26 protein-coding genes are annotated in these 26,298 nt (G+C 60.1%); 13 read left to right on the top strand and 13 right to left on the bottom strand.

The window, feature by feature from the left end; all coding sequences use genetic code 11:
* Positions 1 to 11 precede the first annotated feature (11 nt).
* The 6 genes from arsA to RAE19_RS16020 form a co-directional block, all read right to left on the bottom strand.
* Positions 12 to 1,775: an arsenical pump-driving ATPase gene (gene arsA / locus RAE19_RS15995; protein ID WP_313875812.1), complete on the bottom strand. Its 1,764-nt coding sequence runs from the start codon at positions 1,773 to 1,775 to the stop codon at positions 12 to 14.
* Between the two features lie 3 nt (positions 1,776 to 1,778).
* Positions 1,779 to 2,513, bottom strand: coding sequence for an arsenical resistance protein ArsH (arsH, locus tag RAE19_RS16000; RefSeq protein WP_313875813.1), 735 nt, complete (start codon positions 2,511 to 2,513; stop codon positions 1,779 to 1,781).
* Complete coding sequence (gene arsC / locus RAE19_RS16005; protein ID WP_313875814.1) at positions 2,491 to 2,910, bottom strand: arsenate reductase (glutaredoxin); 420 nt, start codon at positions 2,908 to 2,910, stop codon at positions 2,491 to 2,493. The genes arsH and arsC overlap by 23 nt, the downstream gene beginning before the upstream one ends.
* Positions 2,907 to 3,614 carry an MIP/aquaporin family protein gene (locus tag RAE19_RS16010; RefSeq protein ID WP_313875815.1) on the bottom strand — a complete coding sequence of 236 codons (708 nt, stop codon included), beginning with the start codon at positions 3,612 to 3,614 and terminating at the stop codon, positions 2,907 to 2,909. Before RAE19_RS16010 ends, arsC begins: the two co-directional genes overlap by 4 nt.
* Positions 3,611 to 4,111: an arsenate reductase ArsC gene (locus RAE19_RS16015; protein ID WP_313875816.1), complete on the bottom strand. Its 501-nt coding sequence runs from the start codon at positions 4,109 to 4,111 to the stop codon at positions 3,611 to 3,613. Before RAE19_RS16015 ends, RAE19_RS16010 begins: the two co-directional genes overlap by 4 nt.
* Positions 4,112 to 4,218: 107 nt before the next feature.
* Positions 4,219 to 4,572, bottom strand: coding sequence for an ArsR/SmtB family transcription factor (locus RAE19_RS16020; protein WP_313875817.1), 354 nt, complete (start codon positions 4,570 to 4,572; stop codon positions 4,219 to 4,221).
* Between the two features lie 220 nt (positions 4,573 to 4,792).
* Between RAE19_RS16020 and RAE19_RS16025 the strand changes: the two genes are divergently transcribed.
* From RAE19_RS16025 to RAE19_RS16045, 5 genes are read left to right on the top strand one after another with little or no spacing between them, the layout of a single operon-like run.
* A complete protein-coding gene (locus RAE19_RS16025; protein WP_313876259.1) occupies positions 4,793 to 5,575 on the top strand; it encodes a GNAT family N-acetyltransferase in 783 nt (260 codons plus the stop codon).
* Positions 5,575 to 6,450, top strand: a complete 876-nt coding sequence (locus RAE19_RS16030) for a UDP-2,3-diacylglucosamine diphosphatase (RefSeq protein WP_313876260.1) — start codon at positions 5,575 to 5,577, stop codon at positions 6,448 to 6,450. The genes RAE19_RS16025 and RAE19_RS16030 overlap by 1 nt, the downstream gene beginning before the upstream one ends.
* A complete protein-coding gene (locus RAE19_RS16035; protein ID WP_313875818.1) occupies positions 6,447 to 7,538 on the top strand; it encodes a glycosyltransferase family 4 protein in 1,092 nt (363 codons plus the stop codon). The genes RAE19_RS16030 and RAE19_RS16035 overlap by 4 nt, the downstream gene beginning before the upstream one ends.
* A gap of 26 nt (positions 7,539 to 7,564) precedes the next feature.
* On the top strand, positions 7,565 to 9,673 hold the full coding sequence (gene ppk1, locus RAE19_RS16040; RefSeq protein WP_313875819.1) for a polyphosphate kinase 1: 2,109 nt from the start codon (positions 7,565 to 7,567) through the stop codon (positions 9,671 to 9,673).
* Positions 9,664 to 10,125: a SixA phosphatase family protein gene (locus RAE19_RS16045; RefSeq protein ID WP_313875820.1), complete on the top strand. Its 462-nt coding sequence runs from the start codon at positions 9,664 to 9,666 to the stop codon at positions 10,123 to 10,125. The genes ppk1 and RAE19_RS16045 overlap by 10 nt, the downstream gene beginning before the upstream one ends.
* Positions 10,126 to 10,148: 23 nt before the next feature.
* On the opposite strand, the gene RAE19_RS16050 is transcribed toward RAE19_RS16045, so the two are convergent.
* Positions 10,149 to 10,841, bottom strand: coding sequence for a hypothetical protein (locus tag RAE19_RS16050; protein WP_313875821.1), 693 nt, complete (start codon positions 10,839 to 10,841; stop codon positions 10,149 to 10,151).
* A 128-nt stretch (positions 10,842 to 10,969) separates the two neighbouring features.
* On the opposite strand from RAE19_RS16050, the gene RAE19_RS16055 reads away from it, so the two are divergent.
* A complete protein-coding gene (locus RAE19_RS16055) occupies positions 10,970 to 12,772 on the top strand; it encodes a phosphodiesterase (protein WP_313875822.1) in 1,803 nt (600 codons plus the stop codon).
* On the opposite strand, the gene RAE19_RS16060 is transcribed toward RAE19_RS16055, so the two are convergent.
* From RAE19_RS16060 to RAE19_RS16070, 3 genes are all read right to left on the bottom strand, one after another.
* Positions 12,769 to 14,268, bottom strand: a complete 1,500-nt coding sequence (locus RAE19_RS16060; protein ID WP_313875823.1) for a Ppx/GppA phosphatase family protein — start codon at positions 14,266 to 14,268, stop codon at positions 12,769 to 12,771. The genes RAE19_RS16055 and RAE19_RS16060 overlap by 4 nt on opposite strands.
* Positions 14,269 to 14,337: 69 nt before the next feature.
* Positions 14,338 to 15,486 carry an ABC transporter substrate-binding protein gene (locus tag RAE19_RS16065; RefSeq protein ID WP_313875824.1) on the bottom strand — a complete coding sequence of 383 codons (1,149 nt, stop codon included), beginning with the start codon at positions 15,484 to 15,486 and terminating at the stop codon, positions 14,338 to 14,340.
* Between the two features lie 88 nt (positions 15,487 to 15,574).
* The gene (locus RAE19_RS16070; RefSeq protein WP_313875825.1) at positions 15,575 to 16,075 is read right to left on the bottom strand and encodes a fasciclin domain-containing protein; all 501 of its coding nucleotides are present in this window, start codon (positions 16,073 to 16,075) and stop codon (positions 15,575 to 15,577) included.
* Between the two features lie 189 nt (positions 16,076 to 16,264).
* Here RAE19_RS16070 and pstS point away from each other — a divergent pair, with 189 nt between their 5' ends.
* From pstS to phoR, 7 genes are all read left to right on the top strand, one after another.
* Complete coding sequence (gene pstS, locus RAE19_RS16075) at positions 16,265 to 17,308, top strand: phosphate ABC transporter substrate-binding protein PstS (protein ID WP_430962550.1); 1,044 nt, start codon at positions 16,265 to 16,267, stop codon at positions 17,306 to 17,308.
* A gap of 102 nt (positions 17,309 to 17,410) precedes the next feature.
* On the top strand, positions 17,411 to 18,376 hold the full coding sequence (gene pstC, locus RAE19_RS16080) for a phosphate ABC transporter permease subunit PstC (RefSeq protein WP_313876262.1): 966 nt from the start codon (positions 17,411 to 17,413) through the stop codon (positions 18,374 to 18,376).
* Complete coding sequence (gene pstA, locus RAE19_RS16085) at positions 18,373 to 19,233, top strand: phosphate ABC transporter permease PstA (RefSeq protein ID WP_313875826.1); 861 nt, start codon at positions 18,373 to 18,375, stop codon at positions 19,231 to 19,233. Before pstC ends, pstA begins: the two co-directional genes overlap by 4 nt.
* A 36-nt stretch (positions 19,234 to 19,269) precedes the next feature.
* Positions 19,270 to 20,049, top strand: a complete 780-nt coding sequence (pstB, locus tag RAE19_RS16090; protein ID WP_313875827.1) for a phosphate ABC transporter ATP-binding protein PstB — start codon at positions 19,270 to 19,272, stop codon at positions 20,047 to 20,049.
* A 16-nt stretch (positions 20,050 to 20,065) separates the two neighbouring features.
* Entirely contained in the window at positions 20,066 to 20,767 is a 702-nt protein-coding gene (phoU, locus tag RAE19_RS16095) for a phosphate signaling complex protein PhoU (protein ID WP_087497078.1), read from the top strand.
* Positions 20,764 to 21,501: a phosphate regulon transcriptional regulator PhoB gene (phoB, locus tag RAE19_RS16100; protein ID WP_313875828.1), complete on the top strand. Its 738-nt coding sequence runs from the start codon at positions 20,764 to 20,766 to the stop codon at positions 21,499 to 21,501. The genes phoU and phoB overlap by 4 nt, the downstream gene beginning before the upstream one ends.
* Before the next feature lie 17 nt (positions 21,502 to 21,518).
* On the top strand, positions 21,519 to 22,841 hold the full coding sequence (gene phoR, locus RAE19_RS16105) for a phosphate regulon sensor histidine kinase PhoR (protein WP_313875829.1): 1,323 nt from the start codon (positions 21,519 to 21,521) through the stop codon (positions 22,839 to 22,841).
* A 20-nt stretch (positions 22,842 to 22,861) separates the two neighbouring features.
* On the opposite strand, the gene RAE19_RS16110 is transcribed toward phoR, so the two are convergent.
* The 3 genes from RAE19_RS16110 to rho all read right to left on the bottom strand — a co-directional run bounded on the left by RAE19_RS16110 (position 22,862) and on the right by rho (position 26,292).
* Positions 22,862 to 24,565, bottom strand: a complete 1,704-nt coding sequence (locus tag RAE19_RS16110) for a hypothetical protein (RefSeq protein ID WP_313875830.1) — start codon at positions 24,563 to 24,565, stop codon at positions 22,862 to 22,864.
* Positions 24,566 to 24,660: 95 nt separating this feature from the next.
* On the bottom strand, positions 24,661 to 24,918 hold the full coding sequence (locus RAE19_RS16115) for a type B 50S ribosomal protein L31 (protein ID WP_066705893.1): 258 nt from the start codon (positions 24,916 to 24,918) through the stop codon (positions 24,661 to 24,663).
* Positions 24,919 to 25,026: 108 nt separating this feature from the next.
* Entirely contained in the window at positions 25,027 to 26,292 is a 1,266-nt protein-coding gene (gene rho, locus RAE19_RS16120) for a transcription termination factor Rho (RefSeq protein ID WP_313875831.1), read from the bottom strand.
* Positions 26,293 to 26,298 lie beyond the last annotated feature (6 nt).

Consider the following 26,298-nt stretch of genomic DNA (forward strand, 5'->3'; position numbering starts at 1 on the left):
AGCTACTCTTTTTATAGCGTAGTCAAGGACCCCAGCGCAGCAAGGCCCACCGGCCGCTCAGCCATCCAGGGCACGACATAGCTGTGCTGTGACAGACCGTGGGCAATCCGGGCCATCTGTTTTACTTCCCCGGCCAGTCGTGCTGCCAACAGCGGATCGCGTGTGCCTGCTGCGGCCATGCTTTTGTTGATGACCCACGCATAGGGCTCAATCTTGGCGCGGCGCAGGTCGTCCTGCAGTGCGGCCACTTGCGACACGGGCGTGATTTCGGGCAGCGTGACCAGCACGATCTTGGTGTGGTCGGGGTCTTGCAGGCGCATCAGCGGAGTGACCAAGCGGCCGGGGTTGGCGTCGCCGTACTCACGCAGCATCTGGCGGTGATAAGCGCCGGTGGCGTCCATCAGCAGCAGGCTGTGGCCGGTGGGCGCAGTGTCCAGTACCACGAAGGCACTGCGCGCCTCACTCACGATACGCGAGAACGCATGGAACACGGCCACCTCTTCCGTGCAGGGCGACTGCAAATCTTCGCGCAGCAGGGCAATGCCCTCAGCATCCAAGCCCGGGGACTTGGCCGCCATCACTTTGGCGATGTACTTTTCAGTCTCGGCCTTGGGGTCTATGCGGTCCACCTTCAGACCGGGCAGGCTGCCATCCACCGTCACTTGCAGATGGTCGGCGGGGTCGGTGGTGCTCAGGTGCACCGAGTGACCACGTTGCACCAAGCCCGCAGCGATGGCAGCCGCGATGGTGGTTTTTCCCACGCCGCCCTTGCCCATGACCATGATCAGCCCGCGGCCCTGGGTAGCTAGTGCGTCGGTCAGTGCGGAGAGGGTATGGGTAGGGTGGATGCCAGCATGCGCCACTGCGGGTTGCACCTGAGCTACTGGTTCTTTGGTAGACAGCAGTGCGCGAAGAGCAGACAGGCCCACGGTGTCAAACGCCCGCAGGGCAATGCGGTCTTGCGGCAAGGCCTGCAAGTGCACGGGCATGGCGGCCAGGGCTTGGGCGCCCAGTGCTTCAAAAGCAGTAGCGACCGCATCGCCCGCCACACTGGCATAGAACACGCCGTTGATAGCCAGTCGCTGGTTGTGCAGCCCCAAGTCTTGTAGCTCCAGCGAGGTGCGCGCGGCTTCCGCAATGGCGCCTACATCCGGCCGCGTGACCAGCACCACGGTGGTCTGCACCGGGTCGCTCAGGGTCTGCAGGGCTTGGGCAAAGCGAGCCTCTTGCATCTTCAGGCCCGAGTGCGGCCCGAGGCAGGACGCGCCGCGATCGTTATCCGCCAGAAAGCCGGTCCATGCTTTGGGCAGGCTCAAGAGGCGCAGGGTGTGACCAGTGGGCGCGGTGTCAAACACCACGTGGTCATAGCCCGCCGCATCCCCGCTGAGTAGGTTGGCGAATTCGTCAAACGCGGCAATCTCGGTGGTGCAGGCACCGGACAACTGCTCTTGCACCTGGCTGCGCTCGGCCTCGGTACTGGCCGGGTCCATCTGCGCCAGCACCCGCGCGCGGTAGCTTTGGGCCGCGTTGTCGGGGTCGATGTTGAGCACCGATAAGCCTTTCACACCGGGCACAGCCACCGGCGTGTTGGCCAGCGTGATCCCCAGCATCTCGTCCAGGTTGCTGGCAGCATCGGTGCTCACCAGCAGCACCTTTTTGCCGCTGTCGGCAAGTGCGATGGCACAAGCGGTGGACAGCGAGGTTTTACCCACGCCGCCTTTGCCGGTGAAGAATAGGTGGCGGGTGGGATGCTGCAGGAGTTCGAGTGGGTTCATGGTTTACAGGCTACGCTGATTCACCCGCTTCATCAGTTGCTCAGCGCTCTCTTTGCGTTCTGAGTAGCGGTCCACCAGGTAGTTGGAAGCATCGCGGGTGAGCAGGGTGAACTTCATCAGCTCTTCCATCACATCGACCACGCGGTCAAAGTAGGCAGAGGGCTTCATGCGGTCGTCGTCGCCGAATTCCATGAAGGCCTTGGCGACCGAGCTTTGGTTGGGGATGGTGACCATGCGCATCCAGCGGCCGAGCACACGCATCTGGTTGACCGCGTTAAAGCTTTGCGAGCCGCCGCTCACCTGCATCACCGCTAGCGTTTTGCCCTGGGTGGGACGCACCGCGCCGCTGTTGAGCGGTATCCAGTCGATCTGCGCTTTCATGATGCCGGTCATGGCGCCGTGCCGCTCGGGCGATGTCCAGACCATGCCCTCGCTCCACTGTGTCAACTCGCGCAGCTCTTGCACCTTGGGGTGGGTGTCGGGTGCGTCGTCGGGCAGGGGCAGGCCGCTGGGGTTGAAGATGCGGGTCTCGGCGCCCATGGCCTGCAGCAGGCGGGCCGCTTCTTCAGTCAGGAGCCGGCTGAAGGACCGGGGCCGCAGCGAGCCGTAGAGCAGCGCAATGCGCGGCGCATGGGTGGAGGGTGCCGGGCGCAGCGCGGCGGCATCCGGCAGTCGGAAGTGCGCGGCCTCCAGCTGGGGCAGGGTGTTCAGCAAATCAGACACGTTGGCCCTTGTCATTTACCACCGCTTCGCCGTCTTCTTTGGTGAAGGCGGCTTGCTGCGCGTTGGGCAGGATGTCCAGCACCAGCTCGGAGGGGCGGCACAGGCGGGTGCCCAGGGGCGTTTCCACCACGGGGCGGTTGATAAGGATGGGGTGGGCCAACATGAAGTCCAGCAGCTCGTCGTCGGTCCACTTTTCATTAGCAAGATCCAGCTCGGCAAAGGGCGTGCCTTTTTCGCGCAGCAGCTCACGGGGGCCGGTGCCCATAGCGGCCAGCAACTCTTGCAGGCGGGCTTTGGTGGGCGGGGTTTTCAGGTACTCAACGACCGTGGGCTCCACGCCGCTGTTGCGGATTATGGCCAGTGTATTGCGCGAGGTGCCGCAGGCGGGGTTGTGAAAAATGGTGATGGTCATACAGAGGTCTTTTTGGGGGAAAGTGCTTGGGCCAAGCCTACGCCCAGCGCAGCGCCTACGGTTTGCGCCAGCACAAAGCCGAGCGCACTGGCCGGGGCGATGCCGGCAAAAGTGTCGCTAAACATGCGGCCCATGACGGCCGCCGGGTTGGCAAACGAGGTGCTGGCGGTGAACCAGTAGGCTGCGCCGATGTAGCAGGCCACCAGCGCGGGCGCTTTGCCCTCGGGTGCGCGCAGGATGGTGAACAGCAGCCCGCCGGTGGCCACGGCTTCTGCCACCCACTGGCCCCAGCCGGTGAACTGGCCGGCAGCGTCCCAGCCGCCGCGCAGGTGTTGGCTGAAATGCAGCAGGGGCAACTCAAACATGGCGTTGGCAAGCGCGGCCCCTGCTACGGCGCCGGAGAGTTGGGCTGCTATAAAAAGCGTAGCTGCTTGCGCAGCATTTGTCTGGGCTAGCTGCCCTTTTGACCACATCACCAGGGTAACCAGCGGGTTGAAGTGCGCGCCGCTGATGGGGCCCAGGCTTTCGATCAGCACGTAAAGCGCGAACACGGTGGCCAGGGTGTTGGCCAAGAGTGCCACGCCGTCGTTACCACCGCTGATGCGCTGGGCCATGATGCCGGAGCCTATGACGGCGCAGAGCAGGGCGGCGGTGCCTGCGAACTCTGCAAGCAGTTGCTTGGGCAGTGGAGTCGGTTCGCTCATGCTGCTGCCAACTCCTTGGCCGTGCGCTGGAGCACCATGGCATCGAGCTTCTCTTCCGGCAGGTTGACCAGCAGGTCCAGGCGGCGGCGGATGGCGTGCAGGGTGTGTTTGAAGGCTTCGGCCTTCTGTTCGTCGCTGCCATCCCCGGCAGAGGGGTCGGCATAGCCCCAGTGGGCGGTGGCGGGTTTGCCGGGCCAGAAGGGGCAGACTTCGCCGGCGGCGTTGTCGCACACGGTGATGATCAAATCCATATGCGGTGCGTCGGGCAGGGCGAATTCGTCCCAGCTTTTGCTGCGCAGGCCCTCGGTGCTGATACCGGCATTGCGCAGGGTTTGCAGGCCGATGGGGTTGGGTTGCTGGTTCTCGCGCGGGCTGCTGCCCGCCGAGAAACCTTGAAAGCGGCCGCCACCGATGTGGGTGAGCGTAGCCTCAGCCAGGATGCTGCGGGCGGAGTTGTGGGTACACAAAAAGAGCACATTGATGGGTTTGGCAGACATGGTGGGTTCCTTGGTGAGTAGAAAGTGATGTGAAGTTTTTGCTATGAATTTAGTAGCTACTTGCGCAATATCTATTGGCGCTAGAGGTCGATTTGGTGCCGATTCTGCTAGCAGGTGGTGCAAGCACCGGCTGTGGTGCTCACTTCGCAGCTAGTGCCTTGGCAGCAGTGCTCAGTCAGGTAGGCCAGCACCCCGTTCATCCGGGCGAAGTTGGCGCGGTAGATCAGGTTGCGGCCGCGCTGTTCGCTGTCAATCAGGCCGGAGTGGGCCAGCTCTTTGAGGTGAAACGACAGGCCGCTGGGTGTGGAGCCGAGTTGCTCAGCCAGCACGCCGGGCGTCAAGCCGTCTTGCCCGGCAACCACCAATGCTTTGAAGATGCGCAAGCGCTGGGCTTGGGCGAGGGCGGTCAAGGCCTTCAGGGTCAGGGCTTCGTCGGCAGTAGTTTCGGTGGCTTGGTTCATATTTCAATATTACTTGAAATATTGAACTAAAAGCCGTGGCGGGTGGCATGTCACGAAAACTTCATGCAACTGCCACGGTCGGGTCACGGCGGTTTTCCACACTTCAGGCTCATTGAAACCGCACTCACAGAAGGGGAGAACAATGACACACCTCGCTGCCGCCCAGACGACACCCACCCTCGCTTCCCCCACCATTCAGGCCCCTGCCATTGCGGCAGTGATGTCGCCTGTCGCCCCGCTGGTCATCCGCAGCGCTGCGCCGCAAGAGCGCTCGGCCTCCGGCATTGAAGTGCAGTGGGCGCGCCACCAGGATGAAGTGCGCGCGGCCCAACGCCTGCGGTTTGATGTGTTTGCCGGTGAAATGGGCGCCCGCTTGAACACCCCATTGCCCGGCCACGATGTCGATTTGTTTGACAACTACTGCGAGCATTTGCTGGTGCGCGACCAGGCCACCGGCCAGGTGATTGGCACCTACCGGGTGCTCACGCCGACCCAGGCCAAGCGCGTGGGCAGCTTTTATAGCGACACCGAGTTCGATTTGACCCGCCTGCGCTCTTTGCGTGAGCGCATGGTCGAGCTGGGGCGCAGCTGTGTGCACCCGGATCACCGCCATGGCGGCGTGATCATGGCGCTGTGGGGCGCTTTGGCTGAGTTCATGGTGCGCAACCAGCTCGACACCATGATCGGCTGCGCCAGCATCCCGATGCTGCACAACGGTGTGGTCAGTGGTGATGTGGCGGCCAGCATCTGGCGCCAAGTGCAGGCCACGCACCTGGCACCGATTGACTTCCATGTGCGCCCGCGCCTGCCACTGCCGATCGACCAGCTCGACAGCACCCTCGATGTGGAGCCACCGGCGCTCATCAAGGGCTACCTGCGCTTGGGCGCCAAAGTGCTGGGCGCTCCCGCCTGGGACCCGGATTTCAACACCGCCGATCTGCCGATGCTCATGCGCATTGCCGACCTGCCGGCCCGTTACCGCAAGCACTTTCTGGGGGCATGATGCGCAGCACCTTCGACGCCATGGGAGCCAACATCCACGGATTGGTGACAGGCGCCGAAGGCCCTGACACCGATGACGATGTAGGCCACCGCCGTTACCGCGCGGTGTTTGTGTCCGACATCCATCTCGGCACCGCGGGTTGCCAGGCCAAGCCGCTGCTGGACTTTTTGAAGCACCATCCCAGCGACCACCTGTACCTAGTGGGCGACATCATCGACGGCTGGCAACTTCGCCGCCGCTGGTTCTGGCCGCAAGCCCACAACGACGTGGTGCAGAAGCTGCTGCGCCGCGCCCGCAAAGGCTGCCGTGTGGTGTTTATCCCCGGCAACCATGACGAGTTTGCCCGTGCCTTTGTCGGGCAGCAGTTCGGTGGCATTGAGGTGCACGACGACACGGTGCACACCACCGCCGACGGCCGCAGGCTGTGGGTCACCCATGGCGACTACTTTGACGCCGTGATCCAGCGCGCCAAGTGGCTGGCCTACACCGGCGACTACGCCTACGAATTCACCCTACGGATGAACCGCCACTTGAACAACTTCCGCGCCCGGCTGGGGCTGCCTTACTGGTCGCTCTCGGCCTACCTCAAACACAAGGTCAAGATGGCGCTGAATTACGTGACCGACTTTGAAAAAGCGGTCGCCCAAGAGGCCCGCAACCGCGGCCACGACGGAGTGGTGTGCGGCCATATCCACCGCGCCGAAATGCGCACCATCGACGGCACCCTGTATTGCAACGATGGCGATTGGGTGGAGAGCCGCACCGCCCTGGTCGAGCACCTCGATGGCCACCTGGAGCTGGTGCACTGGGGAACCCAGCCTGCACAACCAGCAGCCGCCTTGCTGCCCGCCTCTTTGCAGGAAACCCACGCATGAAACTGGTACTGGTGACCGATGCGTGGCTGCCGCAGGTCAATGGCGTGGTCACGACGCTTGTTGAATTGGTGCGCGAACTCGAGGCACTGGGCCACGCCGTGCAAGTGATTCACCCCGGCCTGTTTCGCACCCGCCCGTGCCCCGGCTATGCGGGGATCGACATTGCGGTGCGTCCGGGCAAAACCCTGGTGGCTTTGCTGGATGCCTCGGGCGCGGATGCAATTCATTTGGCGACCGAGGGGCCCTTGGGCTGGGCTGCGCGCAGTTACTGCCGCAAGCACCAGCTGGCGTTCACCACCGCGTATCACACGCGTTTCCCCGAGATATTGAAGGCGGCCTTGCATATCCCGCTGTGGATCGGCTACGCGCTGTTCAGGCACTTTCACAAACCTTCGTCCGGGGTAATGGTGCCGACTTCGAGCATGCTGCGCCTGCTGCATGGCAAGGGTTTTGGCCGCCTGCGCAGCTGGACCCACGGGGTCGACACCCGTTTGTTTCAGTACGCTGAGACGCCGCAGCCTTACCCGGCGTGGGGTGCCTTGGCGCGGCCGGTATCGCTATTTGTGGGGCGGGCGTCTTACGAGAAAAACATCGAGGCTTTTTTGAAGCTGGATGTCCCCGGTACCAAAGTTGTCTGCGGCGTCGGGCCGCTAGAAAAAGACTTGCGCGAGCGCTACCCCACGGTCCGTTGGCTGGGGGTGTTGCCGCGGGCCGAGTTGGCGCAGGTGTATGCCGCCGCGGATGTCTTTGTAATGCCGAGTCAGCACGAGACCTTTGGCCTGGTCATGCTCGAATCCATGGCCTCTGGGACCCCGGTGGCGGCCTATCCGGTAGAGGGCCCGACCGAGGTGATTGGCGTGCCGGCCGAGGGCGGTGTGACCGATTCTGACCTGCACAAAGCGTGGTACCGTGCACTCAGTGTGCCGCGCCACGAGGCCCGCCAACGCGCCATGCAATTCAGCTGGTCCTATGCCAGTTTGATGTTCGCAGGCCACTTGGTGCCAGCCCGCCCGGGCGCGTCGTTCCAGACCGTGCGTACCGTGGAGCAGAATGTCATAAATGCGTCATCTGCGCAGTCAAGAATCTGACATCGATACGTCATCATTGAGACTTTATGTGGACATCTTTTCAGGATCGAGCCTCCCTGGCTGACCCTCGCCTGCTGGACCGGGATCTCAGCCTGTTGGCATTCAATGAGCGGGTGTTGGACTGGGCGGTGCGCGAAGACGTGCCGCTCTTGGAGCGCTTGCGTTTTCTGTGCATTGTGTCCAGCAACCTCGACGAATTTTTTGAGGTGCGGGCTGAGCCGCATTTGAGCGCTGCACAGGCCAAAGACAGCAAGGGCCAGTACTCGGTGGCCAGCTTCGAGCGCCTGGCCCTCGCCCTGCACAAGTTGGTGGAGCGGCAGTACACGCTGTACAACGAGCAACTGATGCCGGCGTTTGAAGCCTTGGGTATCCACATCTTGTCGCACGGGGAGCGCAACGCCGCACAACGGGCCTGGGTACAGCAGTACTTTGAAAAAGAAGTGCGCCCTCTGTTGATTCCGGTGGGGTTGGATCCGTCTCACCCGTTCCCGCAGGTGGCCAACAAATCGCTCAACTTTATTGTGCGACTCAAGGGCAAAGATGCCTTCGGCCGCGAGAACGATATCGCCATCGTGAAGGTGCCCCGGGTGCTGCCGAGGCTGATACGCCTCCCGGACAAACTGGCCGGCGGCAAGGCCTTGTTTGTGTCCTTGTCCAGCGTGATCCGCGCGCACTTGGCTGAGCTGTTTAGTGGCCGTGAGGTGTGGCAGTTTTCGCAGTTCCGCGTCACACGGCACTCGGATCTGGCGGTCGATGAAGACGACGTGCAGAACCTGCGCATGGCCTTGCGCCAAGGGCTGGAGCACCGGCATTACGGGCAGGCGGTCCGCCTCGAAGTGTCTGCGGGCTGCTCGGAGTATTTGTCAGAGTTTTTGCTCAAGCAGTTCGGGCTGCCCGCGCGGTCTTTGTACCGGGTGCATGGCCCGGTCAATCTCGTGCGCTTGACGCAGCTGATTGATTTGGTGAACCGGCCGGACCTGTGCTTTGTGCCCTATGTGCCGAACTTTCCGGTGCAGATGCACCCCGGCCGTTCGGTGTTTGAGCAGCTGCAAGAGCGCGACATCCTGATCCACCAGCCCTATGAGAGTTTTGACGGCGTCTTGTCCTTTTTGCGGCAGGCGGTGCACGACCCCAAGGTACTCGCTATCAAACAGACGATCTATCGCACCGGTGCCGACTCCGAGTTGATGGAGTTGCTGCGCGAGGCGGTGCGCAGGGGCAAAGAGGTCACCGTGGTGGTGGAGCTCAAGGCCCGCTTTGACGAAGAGGCCAACATCAACTGGGCGGAGATGCTCGAGTCCATCGGCGCGCAAGTGGTGTACGGGGTGGTGGGCCTCAAGACCCACGCCAAGATGATGCTGATCACCCGGCGCGAGGGCAAGTCGCTCAAGCGCTATGGGCATCTTTCTACCGGCAACTACAACCCGCGCACAGCCAAGCTCTACACCGACATCAGCCACCTGACGGCGGATGCCGGCATCACGGCGGAAATGGACCAGGTGTTTGTGCACTTGGCCAGCCAGAGCAAGCTGCCGCGCATGCGCCATTTGTGGATGGCTCCGTTCCATTTGCATCGCAATTTGATTGCCAAAATCGATGCGCTGGGCCGCGCCGCAGAGGCGGGCAAAGACACCCGTATCGTGGCCAAAATGAACTCCCTGACCGACGAGGCTTTGGTCCGCAGCCTGATTGCTGCGGGGCAGCAGGGCGTCAAGATCGATTTGATCGTGCGCGGAGCCTGTGTGCTGCCCGCGCAAGTGCCGGGGTACACCGACAACATCCGCGTGCGCTCGGTGATCGGGCGCTTGCTCGAGCATTCGCGGGTGTTTTACTTCCGTCTGGAAGAGGCCGACGAGCTGTACCTCTCCAGCGCAGACTGGATGAACCGCAACATGGTCCGGCGCGTGGAGCTGGCTTGGCCGGTTACCGATGCCGGCTTGCGCCAGCGCCTGGTGGACGAGTGCCTGGTGGCCTATCTGCACGACGGTATCGATGCCTGGGACATGGGCGCAGACGGCGCGTATGCGCATGTCGCCCCCAAAGAGCATCAGGTCGCCCATGGGGCCCAACGGGCCCTGATGGAGCGCTACGGCCGCTTTGAAAAACGCTACGGGAGAACCAAGCCATGGACTTGATTTTGTGGCGGCACGCAGAGGCCATTGACGTAGAGATGGTGGGCGACGACATGTTGCGCTCACTTACCGGTAAAGGGGAGAAGCAAGCCGCTCGCATGGCTGCTTGGCTGGACCGGCAGTTGCCCGAAGGGGCCAAGATTTGGGCGAGTCCAGCATTGCGCACTGAGCAAACCGCCAAGGCCCTGCAACGTAAATTCAAAACCCATGCGGCATTGGCCCCGCTGAGCGGGGTGGATGATTTGTTGGGGCTGGTGCAGTGGCCGAATGCCAAAGGCTGCATGGTTGTCGTTGGCCACCAACCGACGTTGGGGCAAACCATTTCCAAGCTGCTGGGCTTGAGCGAGAGCGAGTGCGCCGTGAAGAAGGGCGCACTCTGGTGGCTACGCTACCGCGAACGCGATGGCATCGGGCAAACCGTGGTGGTCACGGTACAGTCGCCCGAGGTGTTGTAGAGCCTCCGCGAGGAGGCCCAACATCAGGCCTTCTTGCCTTTGGCAGGGCGGCCTGTTTTCAGGCTGGGTACTGCAGCCAGAGCGGCCTTGAGCGCGGCATCGGTGAATGCGGCAATCGCCTTCATGCCGGCGCGGACCAATTCGGTCTTTTTCACTGGCAAACCCATTTTGGCGGCGCGCACCTTCAAGGCGGCGAGCACATCGTATTCATTTTTGGGGATGGTGAAGCTGTCGCGCACCATCTTTGGCTTCTTCGCTTTCTCGACCTTGGCTGCGACCGGCTTGGTCACCGTTTTTGCAGCAGGCTTGGCGATGGTCTTGGCTGCGGGCTTGGCGGCTGGCTTCGCTGCGGCTTTCACTGCAGGTTTGGTGGCTGCGCTTTTGGCTTTTTCTGCGGGCTTCGCTGCGGCTTTCGGTGCTACTTTGGCTACAGGCTTGGCGGCTGGTTTGGCAGCTGGTTTTGTTTCAGCCTTTTTGGCAGGTTTTGCGGCCTTGGCAGCGGGGCTTGGCTTTTCGCTGGTGGCCACAGGTGCCGGTGCTGCAGGTTTGGCCACGGACTTCGCGGCTACCTTGCTCTTGGCTTGTGGCACGGCTTTGGCGGCAGGCTTGCTTGCAGCGGTTTTGGTCGCTGTGGCTGCGCTCGGCGCGGGCGTTGTGGTAGCAGGGGCGGCAGCTACCACGGTGGTTTCAGGGGTGGGGGTCGCGGTATTGGACATAAAAATTTCTCCTTTTTGTTAAACGGTATATATAGTTTATACCGTTTTTATTCTTGTAGATTTGTGTCATCCAGATGTCACGTTGGCTGGGCAAACTGGCGTCCCTTTTTGTCGTTTGGAAGCTCGCCATGTCATCAATTCCTTTGAGATTGGTTCAGGGCAGTGTGCCTAAAAGTAGCGGGCCAAGACCCCTCGAGGCGGTATTGCAGAACAAGTCGCTGTACCCGGTTTTTCAACCCATCGTCAAACTCGACGATGGGTCGGTGTACGCCCATGAAGCCTTGATACGCGGCCCGCAAGGCACCGCGCTTCACACCCCGGATGCCTTGCTGCGCGCCGCAGACGAGGAGGGCCTGGGCTACGCGTTCGAAACAGCCTGTGTCAGAGCCACCCTGCGCTCGTGGGGGCGCATGCAAACGGCGGGTCGCTTGTTTGTGAACGTCAGCGCGGAAGCCCTGATTACCGCTTACGAGGGACGCGGCCAGCAGGGGCTGCTGGACTGGATCCAGGACTTCCATGTCACGCCCCGTATGCTGGTGCTCGAGATCACCGAGCACGAGCGGGTCGACAACATGGACCGTCTCGCAGAGGTGGTGCAAGAGGTCCGCGCCGCTGGTTTAGCTTTGGCATTGGATGATTTCGGGGATGGCCGCTCCAGCTTGCGGCTCTGGTCGCAGATCAAGCCCGAGGTGGTGAAGATCGACAAGTACTTCACCCGCAATATCAGCGCCCACGGTGACAAGCTCAAAACCATTCAGGCCCTGCAACACATTGCCACCATCTTTGGTACCGCCCTGGTAGCTGAGGGGATAGAAACGGCAGAGGACCTGCGGGTGTTGCGCGATGTGGGCATCGAGTACGGCCAAGGCTATTTTCTCGGCCGGCCGGATGCTGTGCCCCTGCAGTGGCTGCCGGCACTGCCCAAGCAGGTGTTGCAAGAGCGCCAGGTGGCAGTGTTTCCGGAGCTGGGTCGCTTGTCGCAAGGCGGGCATTTGCGCAGCCTGTCGCTGGTGCGCGCACCCACGGTGAGCCCCGAAACCCACAATGACACGCTGGCCCGTATTTTTCTGGACAACAGCACCTTGCACGCGGTCGCGGTGGTGGAAGGGGAGCGCCCGGTGGGCATCATCAACCGCGCGCACTTCATGAATGAATACAGCAAGCTCTATTACCGTGAGGTGTGGGGTCGCAAGCCTTGTGTGGTGCATGCCAACATGGAGCCCCGCCTGATTGAGCGTGAACACAGCGTGGACGAGTTGGTTGGCATTCTGACCTCGCAGGATCAGCGCTACCTGAGTGACGGATTCATTGCTACAGACAATGGCCGCTATGTGGGGATCGGCACCGGCGACCAGCTGGTCCGGTCGGTCACCGAGACTCGGATCGAGGCAGCCCGCCACGCCAACCCCCTGACGTTTTTACCGGGCAACATCCCCATTACCCAGCACATCGAGCGCCTGTTGAAAAAGCAGGCGTGCTTTGTGGCGTGTTATGCCGATCTGAACCATTTCAAGCCTTATAACGACTATTACGGGTACTGGCGGGGCGACGAGATGATCCGTCTTCTGGCGCGCATTGCCATGGAGCAGTGCGATGCCCAGCGCGACTTTTTGGGCCATGTGGGCGGTGACGACTTCATTTTGCTGTTCCAAAGCGAAGACTGGCGCGCTCGCTGTGAGCGCTTGGTCGCCGAGTTTGGAGAGCGTGCCCGCGCCTTGTTTGATGAAAACGCGCGTCAGGCGGGGGGCATTGAAGCCGAAGACAGGCACGGCGTGCGCCGCTTTTTCCCATGCACCACCTTGTCGATCGGTGCGGTGGTGGTCGATGGCCATCAGTTCACCCGTGCGGAAGATGTGGCGAACTTGGCGGCCATGGCCAAGCATGATGCCAAGTTGTCTCCCACCGGGTTACACGAAACGGTGCTGGCTTAAATCCCGCTGATATGCAGGGTCCAGGGGGCCTTTTGCCACGCCAGCTCTTCTTCCCGCAAAAGGTGCGCACTTTGAGGGTAAGCGACCGCCCAGCTGGTGCGGCAGGCCAGATGCAGGCGGTGTGTGCCTTGCGGGCCGGTGGTGAGCGCCATGCCTTTCAGGTCGGGGTCCCGCCGCGCATGGCACAAAATCACTGCCAGGCGCAGGCAAATCAGTTGCAACACCAGGTCGTCTTGGCTTAGCACCGATTCCAGCTTGCGCAATTTGCCCCGGTGCCCCAGCACCAGCAAGCTCAGGCGGTGCATTTCTGAAAGCGAGAAGCCTGCAGCGTCTGCGTTGTCCAAAATGTAGGCGCCGTGCTTGTGGTAGTCGCTGTGGGCAATATGGCTGCCAATTTCATGGAGCTCAGCCGCCCAACCCAGCTTGCGCATCAAGCGGTCGGGGTCTGTGGTTTCATAGGTGCCCAGTACTTGTTTGAGCAGGTGTGTTGCCACTTTGCTGACCCGCGCGCTTTGCACCAAGTCCACGGAAAACTTGGTGGCCAGCCGCTGCACGCTCTTAGTGCGCAAGTCGCCATAGTCGCGGGCACCGCCGGTAAGGTCGCAAATCAGGCCGTGGCGCAGGCCGCCGCTGGCTTGTTGCATTTCGGTAATGCCCAGCAGGCTGAAAATCGCCCGCATCACGCTCAGGCCGCCGCCGATGATGGCGCGGCGGTCTTCCCGCATGCCGGGCATGCGGACACGGTCCGCGCTTTGGGCGGCAATCAGGCGTTCGAGCAACCAGTCCAGACCCTCTTGTGTCAATACACCCTCGGGCCAGCCGGCCGCAACCAGCACATCGCCGATAGCGCTGACGGTGCCCGCAGAGCCGTAGGCCGTGTCCCAGAGGTCGGGGTGATAGGCATCAAACGCCTCATCGAGGACCGCTTTGGCCGCGACCTCTGCAATCTCGAACGCCTTGGCGGTGAATTGGCCGTCCGGGAAATACCGTTTGGACCAGGCAATGCTGCCGACCCGGTACGACTCCATGGTGCCGGGCGTCAGGCCTTGCCCCAAAATCAGCTCGGTCGAGCGGCCGCCCACATCGATCACCAAGCGGCGCTCTGTGGTCACCGGCAGCATGTGCGCAACGCCTTGGTAGATCAGCCGGGCCTCTTCACGGCCGGAAATGACGTCGATCGGAAAGCCCAGTACTGCGTTGGCCTTCTCTAAAAACACATCGCGGTTGCGGGCCTCGCGCAGGGTTTGGGTGGCGACTGCCTTGACCTCATGCGGCTTGAAGCCGGCCAGGCGCTCGCCGAAGCGGGCCAGGCATTCCCAACCCGCCTGCATGGCAGCCGGTGTGAGGTTGCGGTCTTCGTCGAGGCCGCCGCCTTGGCGCACGGTCTCTTTGAGGTACTCGGTGCGTTGAAATTCGCCGTGGTCTACCCGCCCGATTTCGAGCCTGAAGCTGTTGGACCCTAAGTCCACGGCAGCCAGGCGGTTTCCATTTGTCATGTGTGTGTCAGGTGAGAAGTTGTTCGGCTTAGTGCGCATGGTACCCCCGCGGCAATCAGGGGCTTCGGCTTACCCCACTATTTTGCCGTCTGCGCCGAGCATGCTTTGGGTTACGAGCACGCTGGTGCGTTTGCGTGTGTCGGGGTTCAGGCGCAGCCCTGCGAGATCGACGGCGTTTCGTTTGCTGAAGGCCAGCATGGCGCTGTTACGGGTGATGTTGCCTTCCATGCCCTGCAGCACCTCCGCGCAGTAGCGTGCGGAAATGAAGCCTGCCAGGCTCTGGGCAGTAGGCGGCTCGTCATACAGCCTCCCCATGACCTCGCGGTAAGCCCGCACCAGCGGGAGGTTGCTGTTCACAGGCGGCACACTTTGCGTGGAGATGACCGGGCTGAAGCGCGAAATGCCAAGCTGCTGCAGGGCCACCACATTGACATCAGACATGGCGACCAGGTAGCGCTGGGCGGCCTGCTTTTCGATACCCTGGGCAAATTGCGCCAACTCGGGCGTGCCACCCAAAAAAATCAGAATCCGCGGGCTCTGGGCGTTCAGGGTGCCGGCAAGCTTGTCGAGCGAGGTGCTGGGCGAATAGGTGTGCAACTTGAGCTGCAGCTCGGCCGCTGCCCGGTCCATGTCTTCGCGGTACAGCGCCATCTCGACGGGGCTGGCGTACACCGCTCCGACATGCTGCACGCCCATGACGGCGAGAGACTTGATGGCATAGGCGACTTGTTCTTGGCGGGTCGCAAAAATGCCAAAGGTGTTGTCGCTGCCATCGCCCGGGTTGTGTAGCCAGGGGGCGACATGGGGGAGCTCGGGTATTTCGCGCCGCAGGATGGCGGCCAGCTGACCGGCTGTTTTGTCGCCCACGGTGCCCACTGCTGCGACACATTCGGGCATGGCCTTGAGGGCGTCTGCGACCCCGCGCAGCGCCTTCGGGCTGCCATCCACCTCGAGGACCAGATGCCGCACCGGCTTGCCCCGCAGGCCGCCGCGGGCATTGAGGTCTTGCCACGCCGCACGCGAGCCCACCAAAAAATCTTTGGACACGTCGATTTGTGAGGCCGACATATCCGCGATCTGTACTACGGTGGCTCCTGCCGCCGCTACGCCCGCTTTGCCTGTCTGGGAAAACGCAGGCGTGGCACTTAAGGCGAGGCCACCCCATGCGAGTTGGCGAAGGGTGGTCCGGCGGGTTTGGCACAACGACGTGAAAGTCATGGTATTTTTTGTAATGCTATAAAAATAATAGCTGTTAGCGCACTATTTATGTGCGCTAGCAGCCGATTTGATTGAATTCGTGGGGTGCTTACTTCGCCGGGGCAGGTGGCAGCAGGACGGTGTCCACCACATGCACGACGCCGTTGGTCGCGGAGATGTCTGCGGTGGTGACAGTGGCTGTTTCCACGATCACAAAGGTACCGGCCTTGGCGAGGGCCAGGTTGGATCCCTGCACGCTCTTGACGTTGCTGTTTTTAACGTCGGCGGCCATCAGTTTCCCGGGGACTACATGGTAGGTGAGCACCGCCTTGAGCTTGTCAGGGCTGGCGGCCAGCTCATCGAGGGTTTTGGCGGGAACTGCCTTGAAAGCCTCGTTGCTGGGCGCGAATACGGTGAAAGGGCCTGCGGACTTCAGGGTCTCGGTCAAACCTGCCTTGGTGACCAGGCTGTTCAGGGTGCTGAGCTCGGGTGTGCGGGCAATGGTGTCGGCCACATTGCTGGGTTGGGACACGGTGGCGCAGCCGCTCAAAGCCGCTACGAGCGCAGCTGCGACCAACAGAGAACGGCGGGGGTGTGCAAAAGCAGACATGGTGAGCTCCTAGGTTGAAAGCGGCAGAGCGTAAGAATTTTTTATGACGAAAATATGACAAATTTGTGCAAAATACCGCGTCAGTTCGTGCCGCCAGCGCTTCTTGCATTGGCGTCACAAACTTGTCACAAAAGGTTCTTAAAGTTCAACCTGTCTGAGTTTTCCCAAACCTGCTTTTAAAGGCTTCCCATGACAATGACTTTCCACCGAATCGCTCTGGCAGTCGCTGCCGGCACCCTGCTGACCACCGCTGGCTTTGCTGGCGCCCAAGAAATCACCGGTGCCGGTGCGTCGTTTCCTGCGCCTCTTTATTCCAAGTGGGCTTCGGACTACAACAAAGCTACCGGCGTGAAAGTGAACTACCAGTCCATCGGCTCCGGTGGTGGTATCAAGCAAATCGACTCCAAGACTGTGGATTTCGGCGCTTCTGACGCTCCATTGACCGACGAAGTCTTGAAGTCCAAAGGCCAAATGCAATTCCCCACCGTGTTGGGTGGCGTGGTGCCTGTGATCAACGTGAAGGGTATTGAGCCTGGCCAGTTGAAGCTGACTGGTCAAGTGTTGGGTGACATTTACTTGGGCAAGGTTTCCAAGTGGAACGACCCAGCGATCAAGTCGCTGAACCCCAGTCTGAACCTGCCTGATGCGCCGATCGCCCAAGTGCGCCGCGCAGACGGTTCCGGCACTACCTTCATTTTCACTAACTACCTGAGCAAGGTAAATGCCGAGTGGAAATCCAAAGTGGGTGAAGGTACAGCCGTGAACTGGCCCGTGGGTGCCGGTGGCAAGGGTAACGAAGGCGTTGCTGCATTTGTGGCCCGCTTGCCCAACTCCATGGGTTATGTCGAGTACTCGTACGTCAAGCAAAACAAGCTGAACTACGCCATCATGCAAAACTCTGCAGGCAACTTTGTGAAGCCTGATGACGAAACATTCAAGGCTGCAGCCGCAGGCGCTGACTGGGCTAAGAGCTTTTACCAAATCTTGACGAACCAGCCCGGCAAAGATTCATGGCCCATCAGCGGCGCGACTTTCATCTTGATGCACCTCAAGCAAGACAAGCCTGCCAATGCAGCCGAAACCCTGAAGTTCTTCAACTGGGCTTACACCAACGGCGCTAAAGCAGCTGCTGACCTGGACTATGTGCCCATGCCTGCACCCGTGATCGCCGCTATCCAGAAATCCTGGGGCGAGATCAAGGACGGCGCTGGCAAGCCCATCGCGTTCAAGTAAGCCCTTGTTGAATCGATCTTGACGGAGGAAATCCCCATGTCATCTACACTCGTTCGTGGGGATTCCCCGAGTCAAACGATTGTTCAACCGCCTTCCCGTGCCATGACCACACCACCACCGATAAAGAGAGCCCGCTCAGGGCCGATGGCAGACCGTTTATTTGGCTATGCAGCCAAAGCGTCTGCGCTCATCACCCTGATTTTGCTCGTAGCTATCCTCGTCACCCTCACCATGAGCGCGTGGCCGGCCATCAGCAAATATGGCTTGTCTTTTCTGACCAGTACCACTTGGGATCCTGTGCAGGAAGACTTCGGTGGTCTGGTCATGATCTACGGCACCTTGGCGACCTCGTTGATTGCGCTCTTGATTGCAGTGCCTGTCAGTTTTGGTATCGCCCTGTTTTTGACAGAGTTGTCGCCCGCTTGGCTCAAGCGCCCTCTGGGTACCGCCATTGAGTTGCTGGCTGCTGTGCCATCGATCGTGTACGGCATGTGGGGCCTGCTGGTGTTTGGCCCGGTGCTCGCAACGTATGTGCAGCAACCAATTCAGGCGATGACTGCAGGCGTGCCCTATGTGGGCGCTTTTTTCTCGGGCCCACCGGTCGGTATCGGCATTCTGTCGGCCGGCATCATCTTGGCCATCATGATCATTCCGTTCATCGCATCAGTGATGCGTGACGTGTTTGAAGTAACCCCGCCCATGCTCAAAGAGTCTGCGTACGGCTTGGGCGCAACGACCTGGGAAGTTGTCTCCAAGGTAGTGTTGCCTTACACCAAGACCGGTGTTATCGGCGGCATCATGCTGGGTCTGGGGCGTGCGATTGGTGAAACCATGGCGGTCACTTTTGTGATCGGTAACTTCAACCAGTTGGATTCACTCAGCCTGTTCCAGGCTGCAAACAGTATTACCTCTGCACTCGCCAACGAGTTTGCGGAAGCCGGCGAGGGGCTCCACCAGGCTGCCCTGATGTACCTCGGCTTGGTGCTGTTCTTCATCACCTTTGTAATTCTGTCTTTGTCTAAAGTTCTTTTGGCGCAGTTGCGCAAATCGGAAGGTGCCAAGTCATGAGTGCCACACTCGCCCAAACCCGCTCCGCACGTTTCGCCCAGCGTAAGCGCGTCAACGTGCTGGTCACTGGCCTGGCGCTGGCCGCCATGGCGTTCGGACTATTCTGGTTGTTCTGGATTTTGTGGGAAACCGTCCGCTTGGGTCTTGGTGGCTTGTCGATTGCCACGCTGACCCAGATGACGCCTCCACCCAATGAAGCCGGTGGCCTGGCCAACGCGATTTACGGCTCGTTTTTGATGGTGTTTCTCGCCACCTGCTTGGGTACGCCCATCGGTGTGATGGCTGGTATTTACCTTGTCGAGTTCGACAACAAGAGCTGGCTGGCAGCCACCGTGCGGTTTGTGAACGACATTCTGTTGTCTGCACCTTCCATCGTGGTCGGTTTGTTTGTCTACGCAGTGGTGGTATCGCGGTTCAAATCCTTCTCCGGGTACGCTGGCATTTTGGCGCTGTCCCTGATCGTGATTCCGGTGGTGATCCGCACCACGGAGAACATGCTGCAGCTGGTGCCTGCCGGTTTGCGTGAAGCGGCCTACGCATTGGGTGCCCCGAAGTGGAAAGTGATCTTGAGCATCACCCTTAAGGCGGCCCGTGCCGGTGTGATTACCGGTGTGTTGTTGGCTGTTGCCCGTATTGCTGGTGAGACTGCGCCGCTGCTGTTTACTGCTCTGAGCAATCAGTTCTGGACATCGTCGCTGAGCGAACCCATGGCCAGCTTGCCGGTCACGATCTTCAAATTTGCCATGAGCCCGTATGAGAACTGGCAGCAACTTGCCTGGGCAGGGGTCTTCTTGATCACCCTGACTGTGCTCGGATTGAACATTCTGGCGCGGGTACTGACCCGTTCCAAGGCCTGATGCGCGCAGCGCACTGACGTTTAAAGGATTACTTGTATGTTGAACACACCTAGCGCCCCGACCAAGTCCAAGATCTCCGTCAAGGACCTGAACTTCTACTACGGCAAGTTCCACGCCCTCAAAGGCATCAACATGGAAATCCCCGAGAAGCGCGTCACCGCCTTCATCGGCCCCTCCGGTTGCGGCAAGTCCACTCTGTTGCGTATCTTCAACCGCATGTTCGAGTTGTATCCCGAGCAGCGCGCTGAAGGCCAAATCCTGTTGGACGGCCAGAACCTGCTGACCAGCAAAGAAGACGTGGCTTTGTTGCGTGCCAAGGTCGGTATGGTGTTCCAGAAGCCAACACCGTTCCCGATGTCGATTTACGACAACATTGCCTTCGGTGTGAAGTTGTTCGAAAAGCTCAGCGCCACCGATATGGAAGAGCGCGTCGAGTGGGCGCTGCGCAAATCAGCCTTGTGGACTGAGGTGAAAGACAAGTTGCACCAGAGCGGCTCCAGCCTGTCGGGCGGCCAACAGCAGCGTTTGTGTATCGCACGCGGTATCGCGATCAAGCCTGAAGTCTTGCTGCTCGATGAGCCTTGCTCGGCGCTCGACCCGATCTCGACTGCGAAAGTGGAAGAGTTGATCGTCGAACTCAAGAACGATTACACCGTGCTGATCGTGACCCACAACATGCAGCAAGCCGCTCGATGCAGCGACTACACCGCTTACATGTACTTGGGCGATCTGGTGGAGTTTGGCCCGACAGAGCAGATGTTCTTCAAGCCGACACGCAAAGAAACAGAAGACTACATCACCGGCCGTTTCGGCTAAGCAAGGAGAGGACGATATGCCCGATAAACATCTTTCTACGCAGTTCGACAGTGAACTGACTTCGGTTTCCTCGCAGGTGATGGAGCTTGGTGGCTTGGTGGAGTCACAAATCCGCCAGGCGATTTACGCCTTGTCCCAGTTCAGCGTGGAAGTGGCCGATGAGGTGACTGCTCGCGAGGCTCGCGTCAATGCGATGGAGTTGGAGATTGACCGCGACTTGTCCAGCATCATTGCGCGTCGCCAGCCGACGGCCCGTGATTTGCGCTTGCTGATCGCTATTTCCAAAACGACCGCCAACCTGGAGCGCGTAGGGGATGAGGCAGAAAAAATCGCCCGTATGGTGCGCTCGATTATTCACAGTGGAGCACCGCGTTCCTTGCCATCGTTGGAGTTGCGGGTGGCGGCCGACTTGGCCTCCGGCCTGCTCAACAAGGCGTTGGACGCATTCGCGCGCTTGGATGTGAACGCAGCGGTCTCGATTCTCAAAGAAGACGACTTGATCGATGCGGAGTTTGACGGTTTCGTCCGCAAGCTGGTGACCTACATGATGGAAGATCCCCGCATGATTTCGCCAAGCCTTGACTTGCTGTTCCTGGCCAAAGCCATTGAGCGCATCGGTGACCACTCCAAAAACATTGCAGAGTTCATCATCTATGTGGTGAAGGGCGAGGATGTGCGCCACTCCACGATGGAGAAAATTGAGTCGGTTGTGAAATGAAAAATATGCCCGCCGTGCTGGTGGTCGAGGACGAGTCGGCCATCGCTGAATTGATCGCCGTCAACCTGCGACATAACGGGTTCCGCCCGCGATGGGCGATGGACAGTGACTCTGCTCAGCGCGAGATTGATGACGGAGTCCCCGATCTCATTTTGCTGGACTGGATGTTGCCTGGTGAGAGTGGCCTGGTATTGGCCAAACGCTGGCGCGCGGATCCCCGGACCAAAGAAGTGCCCATCATCATGCTGACCGCGCGTGGCGATGAGGCAGACCGGGTTGCCGGTCTGGATGCGGGTGCTGACGATTACATTGCCAAGCCATTTTCAACCAAAGAGTTGTTGGCGCGGGTGCGTGCGGTCTTGCGTCGTCGCACTCCCGAGAGTACGGGCGAAGCGCTGACTATTGCTGGTTTGACCCTGGATTCGTCGACCCATCGTGTGTCTTTTGAAGGCGCTGCGCTCAAACTCGGACCCACAGAGTTCAAGCTGTTGCATTACCTGATGGGGCATGCCGAGCGGGTGCATAGCCGTGCCCAATTGTTGGACAACGTGTGGGGCGATCACGTCTATATTGAAGAGCGGACCGTAGACGTTCATGTGAAGCGTCTCCGGGAAGCCTTGTCACATGCTGGCGTAATGGTGGAAACCGTGCGGGGTGCTGGTTATCGCTTAACTGCCAAGCCTGCAATGCCGATTGTTTCTTCACAACCCTCAGCTGATCGCGCCAGCGCCTGAGGCGTCACAGTTTCTGCATGTTTCTTCGTTTCGTTTCTTTCCTGTTGTTGCAGGGGCTGGGTGGTATTGCCGGCTATTTTTTAGTCCAACGGTTCGAGCCGCTCTGGGGTGCTTTGGCTGGGGCGCTCGCAGGTGGTTTCCTGTGGATGCTCCTGGACTCAGCACGCGGTTTTCGCCTGATGCGGTGGTTACAGGCCGGTGAGTCGACCGAACTGCATTTGGGTTTTGGCTTTTGGGGCGAAGTCGCGGACCGTACGCGCCGGCAAATGCGCTCGCGGGAGCGCCGCGTCGCTGAAGGCGACACCAAGCTCCAAGACTTTTTGGCCGCGTTGCAGGCTTCTCCCAACGGGGTGGTGTTGCTAGATGCTGCCGGTCGTATCGAGTGGTTCAACCAGATGGCTGGCCAACACTTCGGTTTTGATGCGCGCCGTGACATGCTGCAGCACTTCGGCAATCTGGTGCGGGACCCGGGCTTTGCTAGTTATTACGCGGGTCAAGAATTCAGCCATGGGCTTGTGATGCCCGGGCGGGAAAACACAGGATCCAAGCCTGTTCAGCTCTCTGTGCACTTACACCCCTACGGCGAAGGTCGCAATCTGCTGCTGTCACGCGACATCACCGCCTTGGAGCAGGCGGAGGCCATGCGCCGAGATTTTGTGGCGAACGTATCGCACGAGATTCGCACCCCTTTGACCGTCTTGGCGGGTTTTGTTGAAACGCTGCAGACGCTGCCCTTGGACGAGACTGAGCAGGGGAAGTACCTCGGTTTGATGTCTCAGCAGGCCACGCGCATGCAGAGTCTGGTGGACGATTTGCTCACACTGTCGCGCTTGGAAGGAAGCCCCGCACCTTCGGGTGCTGATCTGGTCGACATGGTGCAGCTCTTGCAGCAATGCAAGCAGGAAGCCCACAACTTGTCGGTGCTACTGTGGGGCAGAGCCCAGGATATTCAGTTCACGGTTGCGGATGCAGTGGCCGTGACAGGTTCTGCCACCGAAATTCACAGTGCAGTGTTCAACTTGATCGGCAATGCGATCCGGTACACCCCCGCAGACAAATCCATCGTGGTGCAATGGCACAAAACTGGCGACGGGGAAGCAGAGCTATCAGTGCAGGACACCGGCCCCGGCATTGCGCCTGAACATCTGCCCCGCCTGACCGAACGTTTCTACCGGGTGGACCGGAGCCGTTCACGCGACACGGGCGGCACGGGGCTGGGCTTGGCCATCGTGAAGCACGTGGCCCAGCGGCATGGCGCAGAGCTCTTGATTGAAAGCGTGCCGGGCCGTGGTTCTACATTCCGATTGCGTTTCAAGGCGGCCCGTTTACGCATGCACTGAGTGGGCCGCACCCATCGGTTTTATTGCCGTTTCAGAATCCAGAACATCTCGGAGCCCGCTACCGGGTGCTGTACCAAGGTGTGAGCCCCCCAAATAGTGCGATCAACGCCCGCGGGCATTTCTGAGTTTCGGGCGGGTTCGGTCAACATCCATTTACATGCTTTGGTGGTGTTGATCGGCTGGAGATCGATGCCGCCATACCAACCCAAGGCGGCGGTTTGCGCTGGGTCCAGATTCAAAACGATGGCACATTGCCCGGTTTGAATCGTGGCCCGCGTCTGTTTCACCATCGTCTTGGCACTTTGCGCATAGTCAAGCAAAGGCATCCAGAGGGTCATCAGCAACAGCCAGCACAGGGAGGCGCCGCTTGCTGGCAGGACGAGACTTTTCCAGATGGCAGCGCGGTGCCTACCGGCGCGCCACCGCACCAGCCAACCCCAGGCCAAGGTGGCCAACACGGCAAATGCAAAGGGCAAGATCTGGAATTCGGCTTCATAGCCTGGCGCCAAACGAGCCACGTTGGCTGCCGGTTGTGGCGGAGTGCCTGTTTGCATGGCGATCCACACGACCCAGATCACAATACCGCAGCCGGTAAAGAACAAGAGGGTGAACCAGTCAATCAGGGCGGCGACTTGGCGTCGCAGGGTGGGCAAAGCGAATGCTGCCATTGCCGCAAAGGCCGGCAGTGCCAACAGCAGCGTACGGTCGGGTGCGCCCGAGAGCAACATGGTGCCTACGCTGGTCACAATAAACCAAGCCGGCAAGGACAAATGGCGGCTGATGTTCAGGTTGAAAAGGTGCTTGCGCCAGCGCCATGCGCTGTAGAGCGCCAAAGGCCATGCGGGCCAGGTAAACCAAAGCAGCAGCTGGATATGGCCGTTCCAGTAGTCCCAAGTCAGGGTGGGCCACTCGACTTTCCACACCCACAAGCCCAAAATTTTTGCGATCCAAGCGACTGCAAGAGCCATCACCAGCAACAGGGCTGCGTCCAGGGTCTGATGGCGGAGCGGGTTGCCTTCATCATTCGCAGAACGACGGTCCACACCGTGGATGCAAGCGCCGCCAACTCCGAACATCAGGGCCAGTGCTGGTGCTCCGCTCAAGCTCATGCCGAGCATCCCCAATCCTGCGCAGACCAAGGGTGCGACCCGATGGTAGGGCAATGCACTCAGTGCATAAAACAGGAGCGCACTGAATCCCAACTGGGCCAATGCGGGGGTGGTCTCGTGACTGAGTTGCGCGAGCCCCAGCGAAGCCATGAAGGCGAGCAAGCCGCCGTCCGCCATGGCGCGGGCATAGTCGGTGGGGTGGGCCTCGCCGCCAAAGGCGAAGGCTACCGGTTGAGCCGCAGGAGTGCGGGCTAGGTAATAGCTGCCGTACCAGGTGCTGACAAAGGCCAGTGTCAGCAAAAGGATAAAAGGAATACGGACCCAGAAGTCTGCGTTGACGCCCGGCGGTGCGAGTTGCAATGCCCATGCGCCCAGCCAATAGGGCAGCAGCGAGGGGAAGTCAGGGGCAACTCCCAACATCGTGGGATACCACCAGGAGGCTTCACCACGGCTCAGTGCGGCCATAAAGCCCAGTGCACTGAGATCCGCGCTTCGCCATGCGTCCCGACCGATGAAGCCCGCTGCAATAAACGCAAGACAAAGCAGCAGCAACGCGAGGCGGGGAAGGCGCCTGACAGAGGTTTGCGCCACGATAGCAGGTGTCGGATGGTTCACGCGGATCTTGAGAGGTTGAGAACAGTGATCAAAAAAAAGCAGCCCGGATGTCCGTGCTGCTTTTATACCAACCCAGGCCAAAGCCTGAACGGCGATTACTTCGCTGCGGTTTTGCCGAAACGGTTGCGGAACTTTTCCACGCGTCCGCCCATGTTGTCCACCGACTTTTGCGTGCCGGTGTAGAAAGGGTGGGATTCGCTGGTGGTATCCAACTTGAAGAGTGGCAGCTCGCGGCCGTCTTCCATCTTGATCATTTCCTTGGTGTTTGCGCAAGAACGTGTCACGAACTTGAAACCGTTGGACATGTCCTGGAAGCAAACTTCGCGGTAGTTGGGGTGAATGCCTTCTTTCATACTCTTCTCCATCAGTTGCGCTAGCCGCGCCGGTCCTTGCGCAAACCCTGCGCAATATAAAAACTCGGCGTACTTGTCGCGAAAACCCTAAATTATAGCCTATCGACTTCAGCCGCCCCGACGCATCATGTCGAAGAACTCGCTGTTGTTCTTGGTGGCCCGCATTTGTTTGAGCACCATCTCCATGGATTCGATTTCATCCATGTTGTAGAGGAACTGGCGCAGGATGCGGGTCTTTTGCAGAATTTCCGGTTGCAGCAGCAACTCTTCACGGCGGGTACCGCTGCGGTTGAGTTGGATAGACGGGAAAATCCGCTTTTCGTAGAGGCGACGGTCCAGGTGCACTTCGCTGTTGCCTGTGCCTTTGAACTCTTCAAAAATCACTTCGTCCATGCGGCTGCCAGTATCGATCAGCGCAGTGGCAATGATGGTGAGCGAGCCACCTTCTTCTACGTTACGGGCTGCACCGAGGAAGCGCTTGGGGCGCTGCAAAGCGTTGGCATCGACACCGCCGGTCAACACTTTGCCGGAGGAGGGCACCACGTTGTTGTAGGCGCGGGCCAGCCGGGTGATGGAGTCCAGCAGGATGACCACATCCTTTTTCAATTCCACCAAGCGTTTGGCGCGTTCGATCACCATTTCGGCCACGTGTACGTGGCGTGCAGCTGGTTCGTCGAACGTAGAGGCAATCACCTCGCCCTTCACGGTGCGCTGCATCTCGGTCACTTCTTCGGGACGCTCATCTACCAGCAAGACCATCATGTGGCTGTCAGGGTAGTTGGCAGAAATGGCGTGGGCGATGTGCTGCATCATCACGGTCTTACCGCTCTTGGGCGGTGCTACCAGCAAGGCGCGCTGGCCTTTGCCGATAGGCGCAATGATGTCGATCACGCGGCCGGTGATGTTTTCGTCGGTCTTGAGGCCATCCTGCTCGAGGCGCATCTGCACCTTGGGGAACAAAGGCGTCAAGTTCTCGAACATGACCTTGTGCTTGTTGCCTTCAGGGGGGCCGCCATTGACTTTGTCCAGCTTGTTCAGTGCAAAGTAGCGCTCGCCGTCTTTCGGGGTGCGCACTTCGCCTTCAATCATGTCACCTGTGTGCAGGTTGAAACGACGTACCTGGCTGGGGCTGATGTAGATGTCGTCGGTGCTGGCTGTGTAGCTGGTGTCCGGGCTGCGCAGGAAGCCGAAGCCATCCGGGAGAATTTCCAAAACACCGTCGGCAATGATTTGCTCGCCGGCACGCGCCCGCTTCTTGATGATCGCGAACATCAACTCCTGCTTGCGCATGCGGCCCGTGTTTTCGATCTCAAGTTCTTCAGCTTGCTTGAGCACTTCAGACACGTGCAGTGCTTTAAGTTCGTTTAAATGCATGGAGTG

Origin of the sequence: Rhodoferax potami, assembly GCF_032193805.1 — a bacterium.
GTDB lineage: Bacteria > Pseudomonadota > Gammaproteobacteria > Burkholderiales > Burkholderiaceae_C > Allorhodoferax > Allorhodoferax potami_A.